Consider the following 14,967-nt stretch of genomic DNA (forward strand, 5'->3'; position numbering starts at 1 on the left):
CACCTTCGGCCGCGCCATCATCATGCCCAACCTGCTGCCGCCGGTGCGCAACGCCAGCGAAGCGGATGCCTACCGCCAGCGCATCCTCAGCGCGCGCCCGGCCGCCAGCCGTTTCGAGCCGCTGATGGTGCTCTATCTGACCGACAGCACCACGCCGGATGAAATCCGCGCGGCCAAGGCCTCGGGCTTCGTGCATGCGGCCAAGCTCTACCCGGCCGGCGCCACCACCAACTCCGATTCCGGCGTGACCAGCATCGACAAGATCTTCCCGGTGCTCGAAGCCATGGCCGAAGCCGGCCTGCCGCTGCTGGTGCACGGCGAAGTGACGCGCAGCGAGGTCGATGTATTCGATCGCGAGAAGTTCTTTATCGACGAACACCTGAGCCGCGTGGTCGAGCGCTTCCCGACGCTCAAGGTGGTGTTCGAACATATCACCACCCGCGATGCGGTGCAGTTCGTTCAGAACGCCTCGGCCAACGTCGGCGCGACCATTACCGCCCATCACCTGCTGTACAACCGCAACCATATGCTGGTCGGCGGCATCCGCCCGCACTTCTATTGCCTGCCGATTCTCAAGCGCAACAGCCACCAGGAAGCCCTGCTGGATGCCGCCACCAGCGGCAGCACTAAGTTCTTCCTCGGCACCGATTCGGCTCCCCATACTCAGCACGCCAAGGAAGCCGCCTGCGGTTGCGCCGGCTGCTACACCTCCTATGCTGCCATCGAGCTGTATGCCGAAGCCTTCGAGCAGCGCAATGCCCTGGACCAGCTGGAAGCCTTCGCCAGCAAGAATGGCCCGGACTTCTACGGCCTGCCGCGCAATAGCGACCGCATCACCCTGGTCCGCGAAGACTGGACCGCCCCGGCTAGCCTGCCGCTGGGCGAACAACGGGTGATCCCCCTGCGCGCCGGTGAGACCCTGCGCTGGCGCCTGCTGGAGGAGAACGCGTGAGCGCAGACCTGTACGACGACGAACTCGACAGCAGCAGCCACTCCGGCCCGCGTCACCCCATGGCCGCGCGTTTCCGTGGTTACCTGCCGGTGGTGGTGGATGTGGAGACTGGCGGCTTCAACTGCGCCACCGATGCCCTGCTGGAAATCGCCGCCACCACCATTGGCATGGATGAGCAGGGGCTGCTCTACCCGGAGCACACCCAGTTCTTTCGCGTCGCGCCCTTCGCAGGCGCGAATATCGAGCAGGCGGCGCTGGACTTCACCGGCATCAAGCTCGACCACCCGCTGCGCATGGCGGTGACCGAGGAGCACGCGCTGACGGAAATCTTCCGCGGCCTGCGCAAATCGTTGAAGGCCAATAGCTGCAAGCGGGCGATCCTGGTCGGGCATAACAGCAGCTTCGACCTGGGTTTCCTGAATGCCGCGGTGCTGCGCACCGGCATCAAGCGCAACCCCTTCCACCCCTTCTCCAGCTTCGACACCGCCACCCTGGCCGGTCTGGCCTACGGTCAGACCGTACTGGCCAAGGCCTGCCAGGCCGCCGGCATCGACTTCGACGGCAAGGAAGCACACTCGGCCCGTTACGACACCGAGAAAACCGCCGAACTGTTCTGCGGCATAGTCAACCGCTGGAAGGAAATGGGCGGCTGGATGGAGTTCGACGACTAAAGCCACGCCCTGGCGGATAGCAGTTTATAAAAAAGCCCCGCACTAGGCGGGGCTTTTTTATGCTGCGGCGCAGGCATCACCTGCGCCGCCACCTCAAGCGCTTTGCGCCAGGTCCATCAGCTCGCGGTTAGCCACGGCATACATGGCGTAATCGGTGCTGGTGGCCGAACGCAGCTCGCCCAGCATCAGCTTCCAGCGATCGACCAGGCGACGGTGCTGATCCAGCCACACGGAGGCGCGCTCCTCGATATCCGCAGGGCCTTCGGCCATCTGCAGCACCGACACGGTAATGGCGCGCTGCTGCCAGTCCAGGTCATCGCGGAAGGCTTCACGGGCCAGGGCTTGCCAGTTGTTTTCCACCGGCAGGCTGGTGATCTGCTGCAGGTACCAGGACAGCTCCAGCGAACCGCCGATGGCGAAGTAGGCGGCGGCCACCCGATCCGGTTCCTGAGCGGTGACATCGGACGCCTCGATAATTGGCAGCAGGGTGTACAGATGGCTGGTGCCGGCCACCACCCGCGCCAGTTCTTCCGGTACGCCAGCCTCCACATAGGTCTGGAAGCGGGCCAGCCACTGCTCGCGGGCCGGGCCTTCGAGCAGCTCGTCCAGACGCCCCACCAGGGCCTCGATGCGCGGCGCGAAATGCGCCACATCGCGGGCCGCGTCCAGGTCGTTGCGCCGGCTGCGCAGGAACCAGCGGGTGGCGCGGCGACCCAGACGCATCAGCTCGTCCATCAGCTGCAGCTGCAGCTCGGCCGGCACCTTATAGTCCAGCGCCTCGATCTGCTGCCACCAGTGCGGCAGGCGGAACAGGTCGCGCACTATCACGTAGGCGCCGGCGACATTCGCCGCGCTCATGCCGGTGGACTCCTTCAGGCGCTGCACGAAGGTGATGCCCATATGGTTGACCAGGTCGTTGGCGATCTGGGTGCTGACGATTTCGCGCTTGAGGCGATGACGACGCATCTGCTCGCCGAACTTCTTCGCCAGCAGCGGCGGGAAGGCGGTTTCCATCTCACGCGCCAGGTACTCGTCATCCGGCACCCGGGACTTGAGCAAGGACTCCTTGAGGTCGATCTTGCTGTAGGAGATCAGCACCGACAGCTCCGCTCGGGTCAGGCCCAGGCCGTTGTTGGCGCGCTCGTTGAGCTCCTCGTCGGTGGGCAGGAACTCCAGGGCGCGGTCCAGCTTGCCGGCCGCTTCCAGGGCCGACATCAGGCGCTTGTACTCGCCGACCCGCTCGCGGGCGCGGCGTTCGGCCAGGGACAGGGCCTGGGTCTGCTTGTAGTTGTTGCCCAGCACCAGGCCGCCGACCGCATCGGTCATTTCCACCAGCAGCTTGTTGCGCTGCTTGCCGGTCATATCGCCGGCGCCGACTATCTCGCCGAGCAGGATCTTGATATTCACCTCGTGGTCGGAGCAATCCACGCCACCGGCGTTATCGATAAAGTCGGTGTTGCTCGCCCCGCCATTCAGGCCGTACTCGACGCGGCCCAGTTGGGTCATGCCGAGGTTGCCGCCCTCGCCCACCACCTTGGCACGCAGCTCGCGGCCATCGACGCGCAGCAGGTCGTTGGCCTTGTCGCCGACGTCGGCGTGGCTTTCCTTGCTCGACTTGACGTAGGTGCCGATACCGCCGTTCCACAACAGGTCCACCGGCGCCTTGAGCAAGGCATTCAGCAGCTCGGTGGGGGCCAGCTTGTCGGCGCTGATGTCGAAGCGCTCTTTCATCTGCGCGCTGATGGCGATGCTCTTGGCGCTGCGCAGGAAGATGCCGCCGCCTTCGGAGATCAACTGGGTGTCGTAGTCGGCCCAGCTGGAGCGCGGCAAATCGAACAGGCGCTGACGCTCGACGAAGCTCTTGGCCGCATCCGGGTTGGGGTCGATAACGATATGCATATGATTGAAGGCCGCCACCATCTGCAGGCTCTCCGACAGCAGCAGACCGTTGCCGAACACGTCACCGGCCATATCGCCGATGCCGATGACGGTGACGTTGTCCTTCTGCACGTCGATGCCGCGCTCGCGGAAGTGGCGCTGCACCGAGACCCAGCCACCCTTGGCGGTGATGCCCATGCCCTTGTGGTCGTAACCGGCCGAACCGCCGGAGGCGAAGGCGTCGTCGAGCCAGAAGCCATAGTCGGCGGCGATGCCGTTGGCGATATCGGAGAAGGTCGCGGTGCCCTTGTCGGCCGCCACCACCAGGTAGGGATCGTCGCCATCATGGCGCACCACGTTCTGCGGCGGCACCACGGCGCCTTCCTTGAGGTTGTCGGTGATATCCAACAGACCCGAGATAAAGATGCGGTAGCAGGCGATGCCCTCGGCCAGCACTTCATCACGGGTGCCGCCAATGGGTAGACGCCGCGGGATAAAGCCGCCCTTGGCGCCCATGGGTACTATCACCGCGTTCTTCACCTGCTGCGCCTTGACCAGGCCCAGCACCTCGGTGCGGAAGTCTTCTTCGCGGTCCGACCAGCGCAGGCCACCGCGGGCCACGTCGCCGAAGCGCAGGTGCACGCCTTCGACCCGCGGGCAGTAGACGAAAATTTCGAACTTCGGCGTCGGCCGCGGAATATCCGGAATCGCCCGAGGGTTGAGCTTAAAGCTGAAGTAGCTCTTCGGCGCACCGCTGGCATCGGTCTGGTAGAAGTTGGTGCGCAGGGTGGCTTTGATCAAGTCAAGGTAACGGCGCAGGATGCGGTCTTCGTTGAGCACCGCGACATTGTCCAGGGCGGCGAGAATCGCCTGTTCGAGCTTCTGCTGCTTGTCCGCCAGGTCGTTGCCTGCGAGCTTGCGCGCCAGGTAGAAACGGGTGCGGAACAGACGCACCAGCTCCTTGGCGATATCGGCATGGTTGACCAGGGTGCTGGCGATATAGCTCAGGTCAAAGCCCAGGCGAATCTGCTTGAGGTAACGGGCGTAGGCGCGCAGCAGCGCCACGTCGCGCCAGGGCATGGCGGCCATCAGCACCAGGCGGTTGAAGCCGTCGTTCTCCGCCTCGCCACCGACGATATTGACGAAGGCGCCCTGCAGGGTGTCGTTGAGTTGCTGGATATCCACGTCCAGGCCTTCGGCATAGGTGAAGGCGAAGTCGTGAATCCAGAACTCGCGGCCGTCGGCGCGGCGCAGCTTGTAGGGGAACTCGCCGAGCACGCGCAGGCCGAGGTTTTCCAGGATCGGCAAGACGTCCGACAGCGGCAGCGGCGTATCGGCGTGGTACAGCTTGCAATGCAACTGCTGCCCGTCCTGGATCATCGGCTGGTAGAAGCTCATCACCAGCGCGCGCTCGCTGTTCAGGCTGAGCAGGTGCTGCATGTCCACCACCGCCGAATGCGGGGCGAAACGCTCGCGGTAACCGGCTGGGAAACCGCTGGGGAATTCGGTCAGCACTTCGGTGCCCTGGGCTTCGCCGAGGCTATCGACTATCAGGCTGCTGTAGTCGTCTTTCCACGAGCGGCAGGCCTGGATCACTTCTTTTTCCAGGCGCACCGGGTCGATCTGCACGCGATTTTTCGGGTCGATCTTGAGGATAAACTGCACCCGCGCCAGCACCGACTCGGAGAAGAAGGTCCAGAACTCGCAATCGGTGGCCTGCAGGCGCTCCATCAGCACCTGCTGGATCTTCAGCCGGGTTTCGGTGGAGTAGACATCGCGCGGCACGTAGGCCAGGCAGTAGCAGAAGCGGCCATAGGGATCGCGGCGTAGGAACACGCGGATCTTGTTGCGCTCCTGGATCTGCACGATGGCCATGGTGGTGTTGAACAACTCGTCCACCGGCGTCTGGAACAGGTCGTCGCGCGGCAGCACTTCCAACACTTGAGCAAGCTCCTTGCCCAGGTGGGCGCTGCTGTCGAAGCCCGAGCGCTGCTTGATCTCCGCCACCTTACGGCGGATATAGGGGATGTTCCACACGCTTTCGGCATACACCGCCGAGGTGTACAGGCCCATAAAGCGGCATTCCTTGATCACCTTACCCTTGCTGTCCAGCTCACGGATGGACACCAGGTCCGGGTAGGCCGGACGGTGCACACGGCTGGGCACCGCGGCCTTGGCGAAGGACAGCAGTTGCGGCTCACGCAGGTAGCTGACCGCTTCCGCCTCGATATGCGTGTCATCGGCTTTGAGGCCCATGCGCAGGCGCTTGGACAGCCCGAGCAGGGACTTCTCGTCATACACCAGGCTGCCGCCGCCCGCGCTGTCGGCGACGGTGAATTCTTCATAACCGAGGAAGGTGAAGTGGTCGTCGAGCAACCAGCTCATAAACACCTTGATCTCTTCCAGCTCGGCGCCTTCGACCTTGAGCTTGGCCTTGTCCAGCCAGGCCAGCAGTTCCTTGGCCTTGGCCTTCATCGGCTGGAAGTCGGCCACGCTCATGCGCACATCGCCGAACACTTCGTGCAGGACTTTTTCCAGGGTCTTGAGTTCGCCGGTGTTGGAGCAGCGATCGATCTCCAGGAACATCAGCGCTTCCTGTTGCACATCCTTGCCCTGGGTCCCCTTGGGCAGGATTTCCTGCAGTTCGCCGCTCTTGTTGCGGCGCACGCTAAACACGCTGTTTTGCAGGGTGTGGATGCTGTAACCGCGACGGTTCAGCTCCATGCGCACCGAGTCGACCAGAAACGGGATGTCGCTGTGGAGGATTTCCACGGCGGTGTGGGTCGACTGCCAGCCGTGCTTTTCGTAATCGGGGTTGAATACCCGCACCTCGGGCTTGCTCGGTTCGAAGCGCTCCAGCACTCGCCAGGACGACAGGGTGCAGCCGACCAGATCGGAGAGGCGGCGCTGGGTCAGTTCCTCCAGGGCGATGATGCCGAAGAATTGCTCGGCAAACAGGGCTACTTGTGGCAGGGCCTGTTCACTGACGTGCTGCGCCAGCGCCGTTTGCAGGTGGTGCTGAAAATCGGCTTTGCTGGCCGCCGTAAAGAACGCCATGGGAGTGCTCCGTTTTGCTTGTTATTAAATTAGGGTCTGTTGCCGTTTCGCGGCGAGCCGCGTTGCTGCGCCAAATGGCGCCAGGCAAGGCGCAGGGCGCCGGTAATGGTCGCTCCCTTGCCAAGTCCTGCAACGCCGCCTGGCGCCATTTGCCGCGCAACCCGAAGGGACGGGCCTGTTTTTGCGCGCTGCTGCGTTTCTCGTCGCTCATTTGGAATAACCAAACCACGCTCCTCGTGCCTTGCCCCGCGCAAAAATAGGCTCCGTCGCGGCCGCATCGAACCGGCAACAGACCCTAGGGGCAGTGCGAGGCATGACACTCGCCACAACCTTGTTGTTCAACGTTAGTCTAGGAGGCAGCGATTGCATTAAAGTGGCTGCCACTTAACTCTGGCGAGGCTCAAGACTCGCCGGTCACATTTGCCGGATGAGCTTAACGATGGAACACCGTGAAGCGCTTGTCGCGCTGCGACATTTTCTTTCAAGTCAGATCCTCGGCCAGGAAAAACTCGTCGAAAGACTGCTGATTGCCTTGCTCGCCGACGGTCATATGTTGGTCGAGGGCGCTCCTGGTCTGGCCAAGACCAAGGCGATCAGGGAACTGGCCGAAGGCATCGAAGCCGAATTCCATCGCATCCAGTTCACCCCCGACCTGCTCCCCGCCGATATCACCGGCACCGAGATCTACCGCCCGGAAACCGGCAGCTTCGTATTTCAGCAGGGGCCGATCTTCCACAACCTGGTGCTGGCCGATGAGATCAACCGCGCCCCGGCCAAGGTGCAATCGGCGCTGCTCGAGGCCATGGCCGAGCGCCAGGTCAGCGTGGGGCGCAGCACCTATCACCTGTCGCCGCTGTTTCTGGTGATGGCCACGCAGAACCCGATCGAGCAGGAAGGCACCTACCCGCTGCCAGAAGCCCAGCTCGACCGCTTCCTCATGCTGGTGAAGATCGGCTTCCCGGATGCCGGCGTGGAACGCAAGATTCTCGCCCAGGCCCGCGGCGAAGCGCTGCACGGCGAAACCAAGCCGGAGCAACGGGTCAGCCAGCAGGCGATCTTCGCCGCGCGCCAGGAGATCCTCGGCCTGTATATGGCCGATGCGGTGGAGGAATACCTGGTGCAACTGGTGATGGCTTCGCGCACCCCGGCCAAGTTCGACCCGGAGCTGGCCGAGTGGATCGCCTACGGCGCCAGCCCACGCGGCTCGATCGCCCTGGATCGCTGCGCGCGCGCTCATGCCTGGCTGGCCGGACGCGATTTCGTCAGCCCGGAAGATATCCAGGCGGTGCTGTTCGACGTGCTGCGCCACCGCATCATCCTGTCGTTCGAGGCCGAGGCCGCCGGCATCGATCAGGACCGCGTGGTGCAGCGCATTCTCGACGTAGTGGCGGTCGCCTAGATGCCGCAACAAGCCGCACAGCGGGCCCCGCTGAGCCATGCATAACCAACCCACGCAACCCGGCGTCCGTGTCAGCCTCGGCGAGCTGATCGAGATGCGTCACCGCGTGCGTGAGGTGCAGCTGTTCTCCACTCCCGCGCGGCGCAGCCCGCTGATTGGCCTGCACCACTCCAAGCTGCGCGGGCGCGGCGTGGACTTCGATCAGGTGCGGGTCTACCAGGCCGGTGACGACGTGCGCAGCATCGATTGGCGGGTCACCGCGCGCACCCAGGAGCCGCACACCAAGCTGTTCCATGAAGAGCGCGAACGGCCGATCTATATCCTGGTCGAGCAGAGCAAGCGGCTGTTCTTCGGCTCCGGGCTGATGTTCAAGTCGGTGCTCGCCGCCCAGGCCGCCAGCCTAATCGGCTGGGCCGCTCTGGGTCATAACGACCGCATCGGCGGCCTGGTGTTCGGCGATCTGGAACACCACGAAATCAAGCCGCGGCGCAGCAAGCAGAGCCTGCTGCAGCTGCTCAACCGCCTGACGCGGGCCAACCAGGCGCTGTGCAGCGACAGCCAGGGCAGCCGCGACAGCTTCGGCCTGGCCCTGCGCCGCGCCCGCGAGGTGCTGCGCCCCGGCAGCCTGGTGGTGATTCTGTGCGATGAGCGCACCCTCAGCGACAGCAGCGAACAACAGTTGCTGCTGCTGGCTCGACACACCGACCTGCTGCTGCTGCCGCTGTCCGATCCCCTCGATCACGCCTTGCCCGCCGCCGGCCTGCTGCGTTTCACCGAACAGGGCGCGCAACTGGAACTGGATACCCAGGATGCCGAGTTGCGCCAGGCCTATCGATCCCTCGGCGAGGCGCGCCAGGCGCGCTGGCAACGTTTGGCGCAAAAACTCGGTGTGCCGCTGCTGGCCTTGAGCACCCAGCGCGAGATGATCGAGCAACTGCGCGAACACCTGAATGCCCAGCGCCCGAGAAAAACCTCGTGAACCCACTGGACCAACTCGAACCCCTGATAGCCCCCGCGCCTATCGGCTGGTGGCCACCGGCCCCGGGCTGGTGGCTGCTCGCGGCCCTGTTGCCGCTGCTGCTGTGGGGCGGCCTCAGGTTGCTTAAACGTCTACCGCGTAACAGCACGGCAGACGCCAGCGAGCCGGCCCTGGACCCGCTGCGCCAGGCGGCACTGAACGAACTGGAATGCTTGCGCAAACCCTACGATGGCGTGGACGCCGGCCCCTGGCTGCAGCAACTCAACGCCCTCCTCAAACGCCTGTGCCGCGAACGTTACCCGCAGAGCCACAGCCATACCCTGAGCAGTCGCGCCTGGCTGGCCTTTCTGGATAACCGCTGCCCGGCCGCCGGGCTGACCCGCTGGATGATCCTGGTCGAAGGCGCCTATCGCCCGCATTGCAGCCTGGACGACAAGGCCATCGCCGGGCTCAACCAAGCTGTATCGATCTGGATTCGCAAGCATGTTTGAATTCGCCTGGCCCTGGGTCTTTCTCCTCGCGCCCCTGCCCTGGCTGCTGCGCGCCTGGCTGCCGACGGCCGACAGTGGCGAGGCGGCGCTGAAAATCAACTTTCTCAGTGAACTGGAAGCGCTGACCGGGCGGCGCGCCCGGGTGCGGCTGCCGGCCTTGCGCCAACAAGCACCCTTTGTGCTGATCTGGCTATTGCTGTTGCTGGCCGGCGCGCGCCCACAATGGCTGGGCGAGCCCCTGCCCTTGCCGGCCAGCGGTCGCGATCTGCTGCTGGCGGTGGATGTGTCCGGCTCCATGGATTACGCCGACATGCTCTGGGAGGGCCAGGAGGTCAGCCGCCTGACCCTGGTCAAACACCTGCTCGGCGAGTTTATCGAAGGCCGCCAGGGCGATCGGGTCGGCCTGATCCTGTTCGGCAGCCGCGCCTACCTGCAATCGCCGCTGACCTTCGACCGCCAGACCGTGCGCGCCTGGCTGGAGGAAGCGCAGAAGAATATCGCCGGCCCGCAGACCGCCATCGGCGACGCCATCGGCCTCGCGGTCAAACGCCTGCGCCAGCGTCCGGCGCACAGCCGCGTGCTGGTATTGGTCACCGACGGCGCCAACAATGGCGGCGAAATCGAGCCCTTGATCGCGGCGCGACTGGCGGCGGAGGAAGGCATCAAGATCTACCCGATCGGCATAGGCGCCGACCCGCAGCAAGGCGGCGTACTGGGCATGCTCGGTTTCAATCCCGGCATCGACCTGGACGAACCCAGCCTGCGCGCGATTGCCGAAGCCACCGGCGGAGAGTACTTCCGCGCCCGCGACAGCCAGGAGCTGCAAGCCATCGAAGACAGCCTCGACCGCCTCGAGCCGGTGGCACAGAAGCCGACCCTGGCGCGCCCGACCCTGGCACTCTATGCCTGGCCACTGAGCGCCGCCCTGCTGTGCAGCCTGCTGCTGGTCAGCCGCGCGCTGTGGCCCGACCTGCACCTACGCCTGCGCAGCCGCGCAGCCTATTTTCGGCGTAAACAGCCATGATCGAACTGTCCTCCGCAGGTTTCTGGCCGCACTGGCTGCGTCCCTTCTGGCTGCTGGCATTGCCGCTGCTCGGCTGGCTGCTATGGCAACTCTGGCACCGGGAAAAGCGCAGTGGGCGCTGGCAACTGTTGCTCCCGGCCGCCTTCCAGGCCGCCCTGCTGACCGCCAGCAGCGGGCGCAACAGCCGCTTGCCCTGGCTCGCCCTGGGCCTGGCCTGGCTACTGGCGCTGTTGGCCTTGCTCGGCCCGAGCTGGCAACGGGTGGAGCAGAGCCAGCAGAAGCCGGCCGATCCGCTGGTGATACTGCTGCAACTGACGCCGGCGATGCTCGCCAGCGATGCCTCGCCCAATCGCCTGGAACAGGCCAAGCGCAAACTGCTCGACCTGCTCGAAGCGCGCCAGGATGCGCAAACGGCGATAGTGGTGTATGCCGGCAGCGCTCATACCCTGGTGCCGCTGTCCGATGACCTGGCCACCAGCCGCAACCTGCTCGATGCGCTGCAACCGGCGATCATGCCAGAGCCCGGTCAGCGCGCGGACCTGGCGGTGGCCAAGGCCTTGCAGCTGCTGGAACAGGGTGCCCAGGGCAAAGGCCGCCTGTTGCTGCTGGCCAGCAGCCTGGATGAACAGGAACGCCAGGCGCTCGACCAGGCCCTCGGCCGCGACGGCGAACGCCTGCATATCCTGGGTTTCGGCAGCGCCCAAGGCGCGCCTATCGTTCAGGCGGACGGCTCCTTCCTCAAGGATCAGCAGGGCGCGATCCTTATCCCGCGCCTGGACAGCGCCGGCCTGCAGGCCTTTGCCCGGGAAGTCGGTGGCCAGTATCAGGCCGCCAGCCTCGATGAGCGCGACTTGCGCAATCTTGGCCTGCTCAAGAATTCCCGGCAGATGCGCCGCGCCGGCGAGCTGACGCGCCTGCAGGCCTGGGCCGATCAAGGCCATTGGCTGTTGCTGCCCCTGCTATTGCTGGCGGCTTGCGCTGCGCGGCGCGGCTGGTTGTTCTGCTTGCCCCTGCTGCTGGTGAGCCTGCCGCAAAGCGGCCATGCCTTCGAACTGGATGACCTCTGGCTACGCGCCGATCAGCAGGGCCGACGCCTGCTCGCAGCCGAGCAGCCGGCAGAGGCGGCCAAGCGCTTCCAGGACCCACGGTGGCAAGGTCTGGCCCTCTACCAAGCCGGTGATTACGCCGCCGCGGCCGAACGCTTTGCCACCGGAGAAAGCGCCAGCGACCATTACAACAGGGGTAATGCCCTGGCCCGCAGCAACGAACTGGAAGCCGCCCTGGACGCCTACACCCAGGCCCTGGAACTGCAGCCGGAGCTGGTTCAGGCGCAAAAGAACAAGGCCCTGATCGAGGAACTGCTGCGCCACAACCAGCAGCAACAAGCGCAACAGCAACAACAGGAACAGGAACAGGCGCAACAGCCCGCCGAGCAGCAACCCAGTCAGCCCGAACCCGGCCAGGCCGGGCAGAAGGATAAAGACAGCCAGGCCAAACCCAGCCCGGCCTCAGCCAGTGACAGCGCGCAACCAGAAGCGCAGCAGCCACAGCAGTCGCAGCCTGCCGAGGCCAAGGATAAAGCCACGCCCGGCGAGCAGGATAACCACAGCACGCCTGAGCCCAAGACCGCCAGCGCCGAGCCGGCCCTGGATGGCGAGCGGCGCCAGGCTTTGGAACAATGGCTGCGGCAAATCCCCGATGATCCGGGCGAATTGCTGCGGCGCAAATTCTTGCTCGAACAACAGCGTCAGGAACAAGCCCAATGAGCCGTCTGCTCTGCACCCTACTGCTCAGCCTGCTGGCCCTGTCCGCCAGCGCCCAGACATTCAACGCCAGCGTCGATCGCACCCGTTTGAATGAGGGGGAAAGCGTCGAACTGACCCTGGAATCGAGCGATGCGACCCGCTTCGGCAAACCCGAGCTGCAGCCCCTGGATGCCTTGTTCGAGGTACTGGGAACGCGCCAGGTCAACCGTCTGACCAGCATCAATGACCAGGCCCGCGCCGTCACTCGCTGGATCATCACCCTGCAACCCAAGCACAGCGGTTATGTGGTGATCCCGCCCCTGCGCCTGGGGGATGCCCAGAGCCAGGCGATCACCCTGCATGTGCAGGCCAGCGGCGGCCAGACCGGCGGCCAACTGGCGCCGATCTTTATCGACGCCAGCCTGGACCAGGAAAGCGTCTATGTGCAGGCGCAAAGCGTGCTAACCCTGCGCATCTACCATTCGGTCTCGCTGTATGACGACAGCAGCCTGACCCCGCTGGAGATACCCCAGGCGCGAGTCGAGGCCCTGGGCGAACCGCGTACCTATGAGAAGGACATCAATGGCATTCGTCATGGGGTGATCGAGTTGCGCTACGCCATCTTCCCCCAGGAAAGCGGTGAGCTGCTGATCCCCGGCCAAGTCTTCACCGCCACCGCGGTGGAGCGCTCAGGCGCCAATGACTACAACCCGTTCGGTCCGCGCCCCGGCCGAGTGACGCGGGTCAAGTCGCCGGAGATCCCGCTGCGGGTCAAGGCCAAGCCGGCCAGTTATCCGGCCGATGTGCCCTGGCTGCCGGCCCGCTCCCTGAGTCTGAGCGAGGCCTGGAACCCCCAGCCGGAACAGGCCCGCGCCGGTGAGTCGCTGACCCGCAGCCTACTGCTCAAGGTCGACGGCCTCTCCAGCGCCCAGTTGCCGCCCCTGCCGGCCACCCGCGGCGCCGACTTGCGGCGCTACCCCGATCAACCGCAGCTGGCCAACCAGGCCAGCGAGTTCGGCCTGACCGGCAGCCGCGAAGAACGCGAAGCCTTGGTGCCCAATCGCAGCGGCCAGATCGAACTGGCGGCCATCGGCGTGCAGTGGTGGAACACCCTGGAAGACCGCCTGGAGCGCAGCAGCCTGCCGGCCCGCACGCTGCAGGTGGCCAGCAACCCCAGCCTGGAGGCGCAAGCCACGGCGCTGGCCCAAGCGCCTGCGACAGGGCTGCCAGGGCCGGCGCTATGGCCCTGGCAATTGAGCACCGGCCTACTCAGCCTGAGCACAATGCTGGGCTTCGCCCTGTGGTGGCGGGCCCGCCGCCAGCCCGCCGTGCTGCCCAGCCAGCAGACAGGGCCGAGCCCGCGCAACCTGCTCGACGACCTGAAGCGCAGCTGCCTGGCCAATGACTCCCTGGCCACCCGCCATGCCCTGGACGCCTGGGCCCGGCAACAGCCGGAGACCCTGGCCGATATGGCGGCACGCTTTACGCCCTTGTCGGACGCCCTGGACGGTCTCAACGGCGCGCTGTACAGCGAGAGCGGCCAGCATTGGCAGGGACGTAACCTGTGGCTGGCGATTCGCAGCCTGCCCGCGGCGGAAACCGCCGAGACCAGCCTCAACCCGGAAGCCAGTGCGCTACCGCCACTTTATCCGCGCTGATGCGCTCTGGCCTATAAACCCACGCGTTGCACTCGTTTTAGCCTGCAGAGGCCATGTCGGCATGGCCCCACGGATAAGGATGAAGGGCCTCATCCGAACCGCGAACGCGCACTAATATAGCCATAAGAAAGGCTATGCCCCGGTTAGGGGTTAGACCTTTGTCCAATGGCTGCGTAGGTTGGGCTGAGGGGCGCAGCGACGAAGCCCAACGCGATGGTTCGGGCACAACCCTTGCCGTTCACTTGTACCCTGTGGGCCTTGTTGGGCTTCGCATAGCTCAGCCCAACCTACGACCCGGGTCAGGTTCAATAGGTAACTGCTACATAGGCATAAAAAAACCGCGGCCAGGCCGCGGTTTTTTTGTGCCCTGCCATCCCTGGCGGGCACCCTACGGGCCGTCGCTACGCGACGTCAAAATTGCTCCAGTCAATTTTTTGTTCCGGTGCTGCTCCCAGGCTTAGTGGGCGAACAGCGAGTTGCCGACCTTGCCCGCCAGTTTCTCGGGCTTGATCAGGAACCGCGCCAGGGCTGGCAGCAGCCAGAGGGCGCCGAACATGTTGACGATAAACATAAAGGTCAGCATCAGGCCCATGTCGGCCTGGAACTTGATCGCCGAGAAGATCCAGGTGGCCACGCCTATGGCCAGGCACAAGCCGGTGAACAGCACGGCCTTACCGGTGGACTTCAGCGTCTGGTAGTAGGCCTCTTGCAGCGTCAGGCCCGCACGCAGGAAGCTTTCCAGGCGGCTGTAGATATAGATGCCGTAGTCCACACCTATACCCACGCCCAGGGCGATCACCGGCAAGGTGGCGACCTTGAGGCCGATGCCGAGCGTCGCCATCAGCGCGTTGCAGAAGATGGACACCACGGTCAGCGGCACCAGCACGCACAGCATGGCCTTGAACGAACGGAACGTCAGCAGGCACAGCAGCGCCAGCGCGCCGAAGATCGCCAGCAGCATGCCGACCTCGGCGGCCGATACCGCCTCGTTGGTCGCCGCCATCACGCCGACGTTGCCGCTGGCCAGGCGCAGGTTCACGCCCTGGACCGAGTTTTCCGCGATGAAGCGCTTGATCTCGGACACTGCGTGCGCCACGGTCTTGCCGTCGTGGT

The 14,967-nt window shown here is 64.9% G+C and carries 10 protein-coding genes; 8 read left to right on the top strand and 2 right to left on the bottom strand.

Annotated elements, in window-relative coordinates; translation table 11 throughout:
- Both pyrC and rnt read left to right on the top strand, forming a co-directional pair.
- On the top strand, positions 1-952 hold a 952-nt coding region (gene pyrC, locus Q8Q83_RS06580; protein WP_305622206.1), incomplete at its 5' end, for a dihydroorotase.
- Complete coding sequence (gene rnt, locus Q8Q83_RS06585) at positions 949-1,623, top strand: ribonuclease T (RefSeq protein ID WP_305622207.1); 675 nt, start codon at positions 949-951, stop codon at positions 1,621-1,623. The genes pyrC and rnt, both read left to right, overlap by 4 nt.
- A 93-nt stretch (positions 1,624-1,716) precedes the next feature.
- On the opposite strand, the gene Q8Q83_RS06590 is transcribed toward rnt, so the two are convergent.
- Complete coding sequence (locus tag Q8Q83_RS06590; RefSeq protein WP_305622208.1) at positions 1,717-6,558, bottom strand: NAD-glutamate dehydrogenase; 4,842 nt, start codon at positions 6,556-6,558, stop codon at positions 1,717-1,719.
- A 439-nt stretch (positions 6,559-6,997) separates the two neighbouring features.
- On the opposite strand from Q8Q83_RS06590, the gene Q8Q83_RS06595 reads away from it, so the two are divergent.
- Genes Q8Q83_RS06595 through Q8Q83_RS06620 form a run of 6 tightly spaced genes read left to right on the top strand, consistent with a single transcriptional unit; the run spans position 6,998 to position 13,854 of the window.
- On the top strand, positions 6,998-7,957 hold the full coding sequence (locus tag Q8Q83_RS06595; protein WP_305622210.1) for a MoxR family ATPase: 960 nt from the start codon (positions 6,998-7,000) through the stop codon (positions 7,955-7,957).
- A gap of 37 nt (positions 7,958-7,994) precedes the next feature.
- Entirely contained in the window at positions 7,995-8,936 is a 942-nt protein-coding gene (locus Q8Q83_RS06600) for a DUF58 domain-containing protein (protein WP_305622212.1), read from the top strand.
- Positions 8,933-9,427: a DUF4381 domain-containing protein gene (locus tag Q8Q83_RS06605; protein ID WP_305622214.1), complete on the top strand. Its 495-nt coding sequence runs from the start codon at positions 8,933-8,935 to the stop codon at positions 9,425-9,427. The genes Q8Q83_RS06600 and Q8Q83_RS06605 overlap by 4 nt, the downstream gene beginning before the upstream one ends.
- Positions 9,420-10,451, top strand: coding sequence for a VWA domain-containing protein (locus Q8Q83_RS06610; RefSeq protein WP_305622216.1), 1,032 nt, complete (start codon positions 9,420-9,422; stop codon positions 10,449-10,451). The genes Q8Q83_RS06605 and Q8Q83_RS06610 overlap by 8 nt, the downstream gene beginning before the upstream one ends.
- Positions 10,448-12,217, top strand: a complete 1,770-nt coding sequence (locus tag Q8Q83_RS06615) for a VWA domain-containing protein (protein ID WP_305622217.1) — start codon at positions 10,448-10,450, stop codon at positions 12,215-12,217. The genes Q8Q83_RS06610 and Q8Q83_RS06615 overlap by 4 nt, the downstream gene beginning before the upstream one ends.
- Positions 12,214-13,854 (top strand): BatD family protein, encoded by a 1,641-nt coding sequence (locus Q8Q83_RS06620; protein ID WP_305622219.1) that lies wholly within the window; start codon positions 12,214-12,216, stop codon positions 13,852-13,854. The genes Q8Q83_RS06615 and Q8Q83_RS06620 overlap by 4 nt, the downstream gene beginning before the upstream one ends.
- Before the next feature lie 457 nt (positions 13,855-14,311).
- Here Q8Q83_RS06620 and Q8Q83_RS06625 read toward each other — a convergent pair.
- A partial coding sequence (locus tag Q8Q83_RS06625) for an MMPL family transporter (protein ID WP_305622220.1) occupies positions 14,312-14,967 on the bottom strand: 656 nt, incomplete at its 5' end.

The sequence above is a fragment of the Pseudomonas sp. genome (assembly GCF_030696055.1).
Lineage (GTDB): Bacteria > Pseudomonadota > Gammaproteobacteria > Pseudomonadales > Pseudomonadaceae > Aquipseudomonas.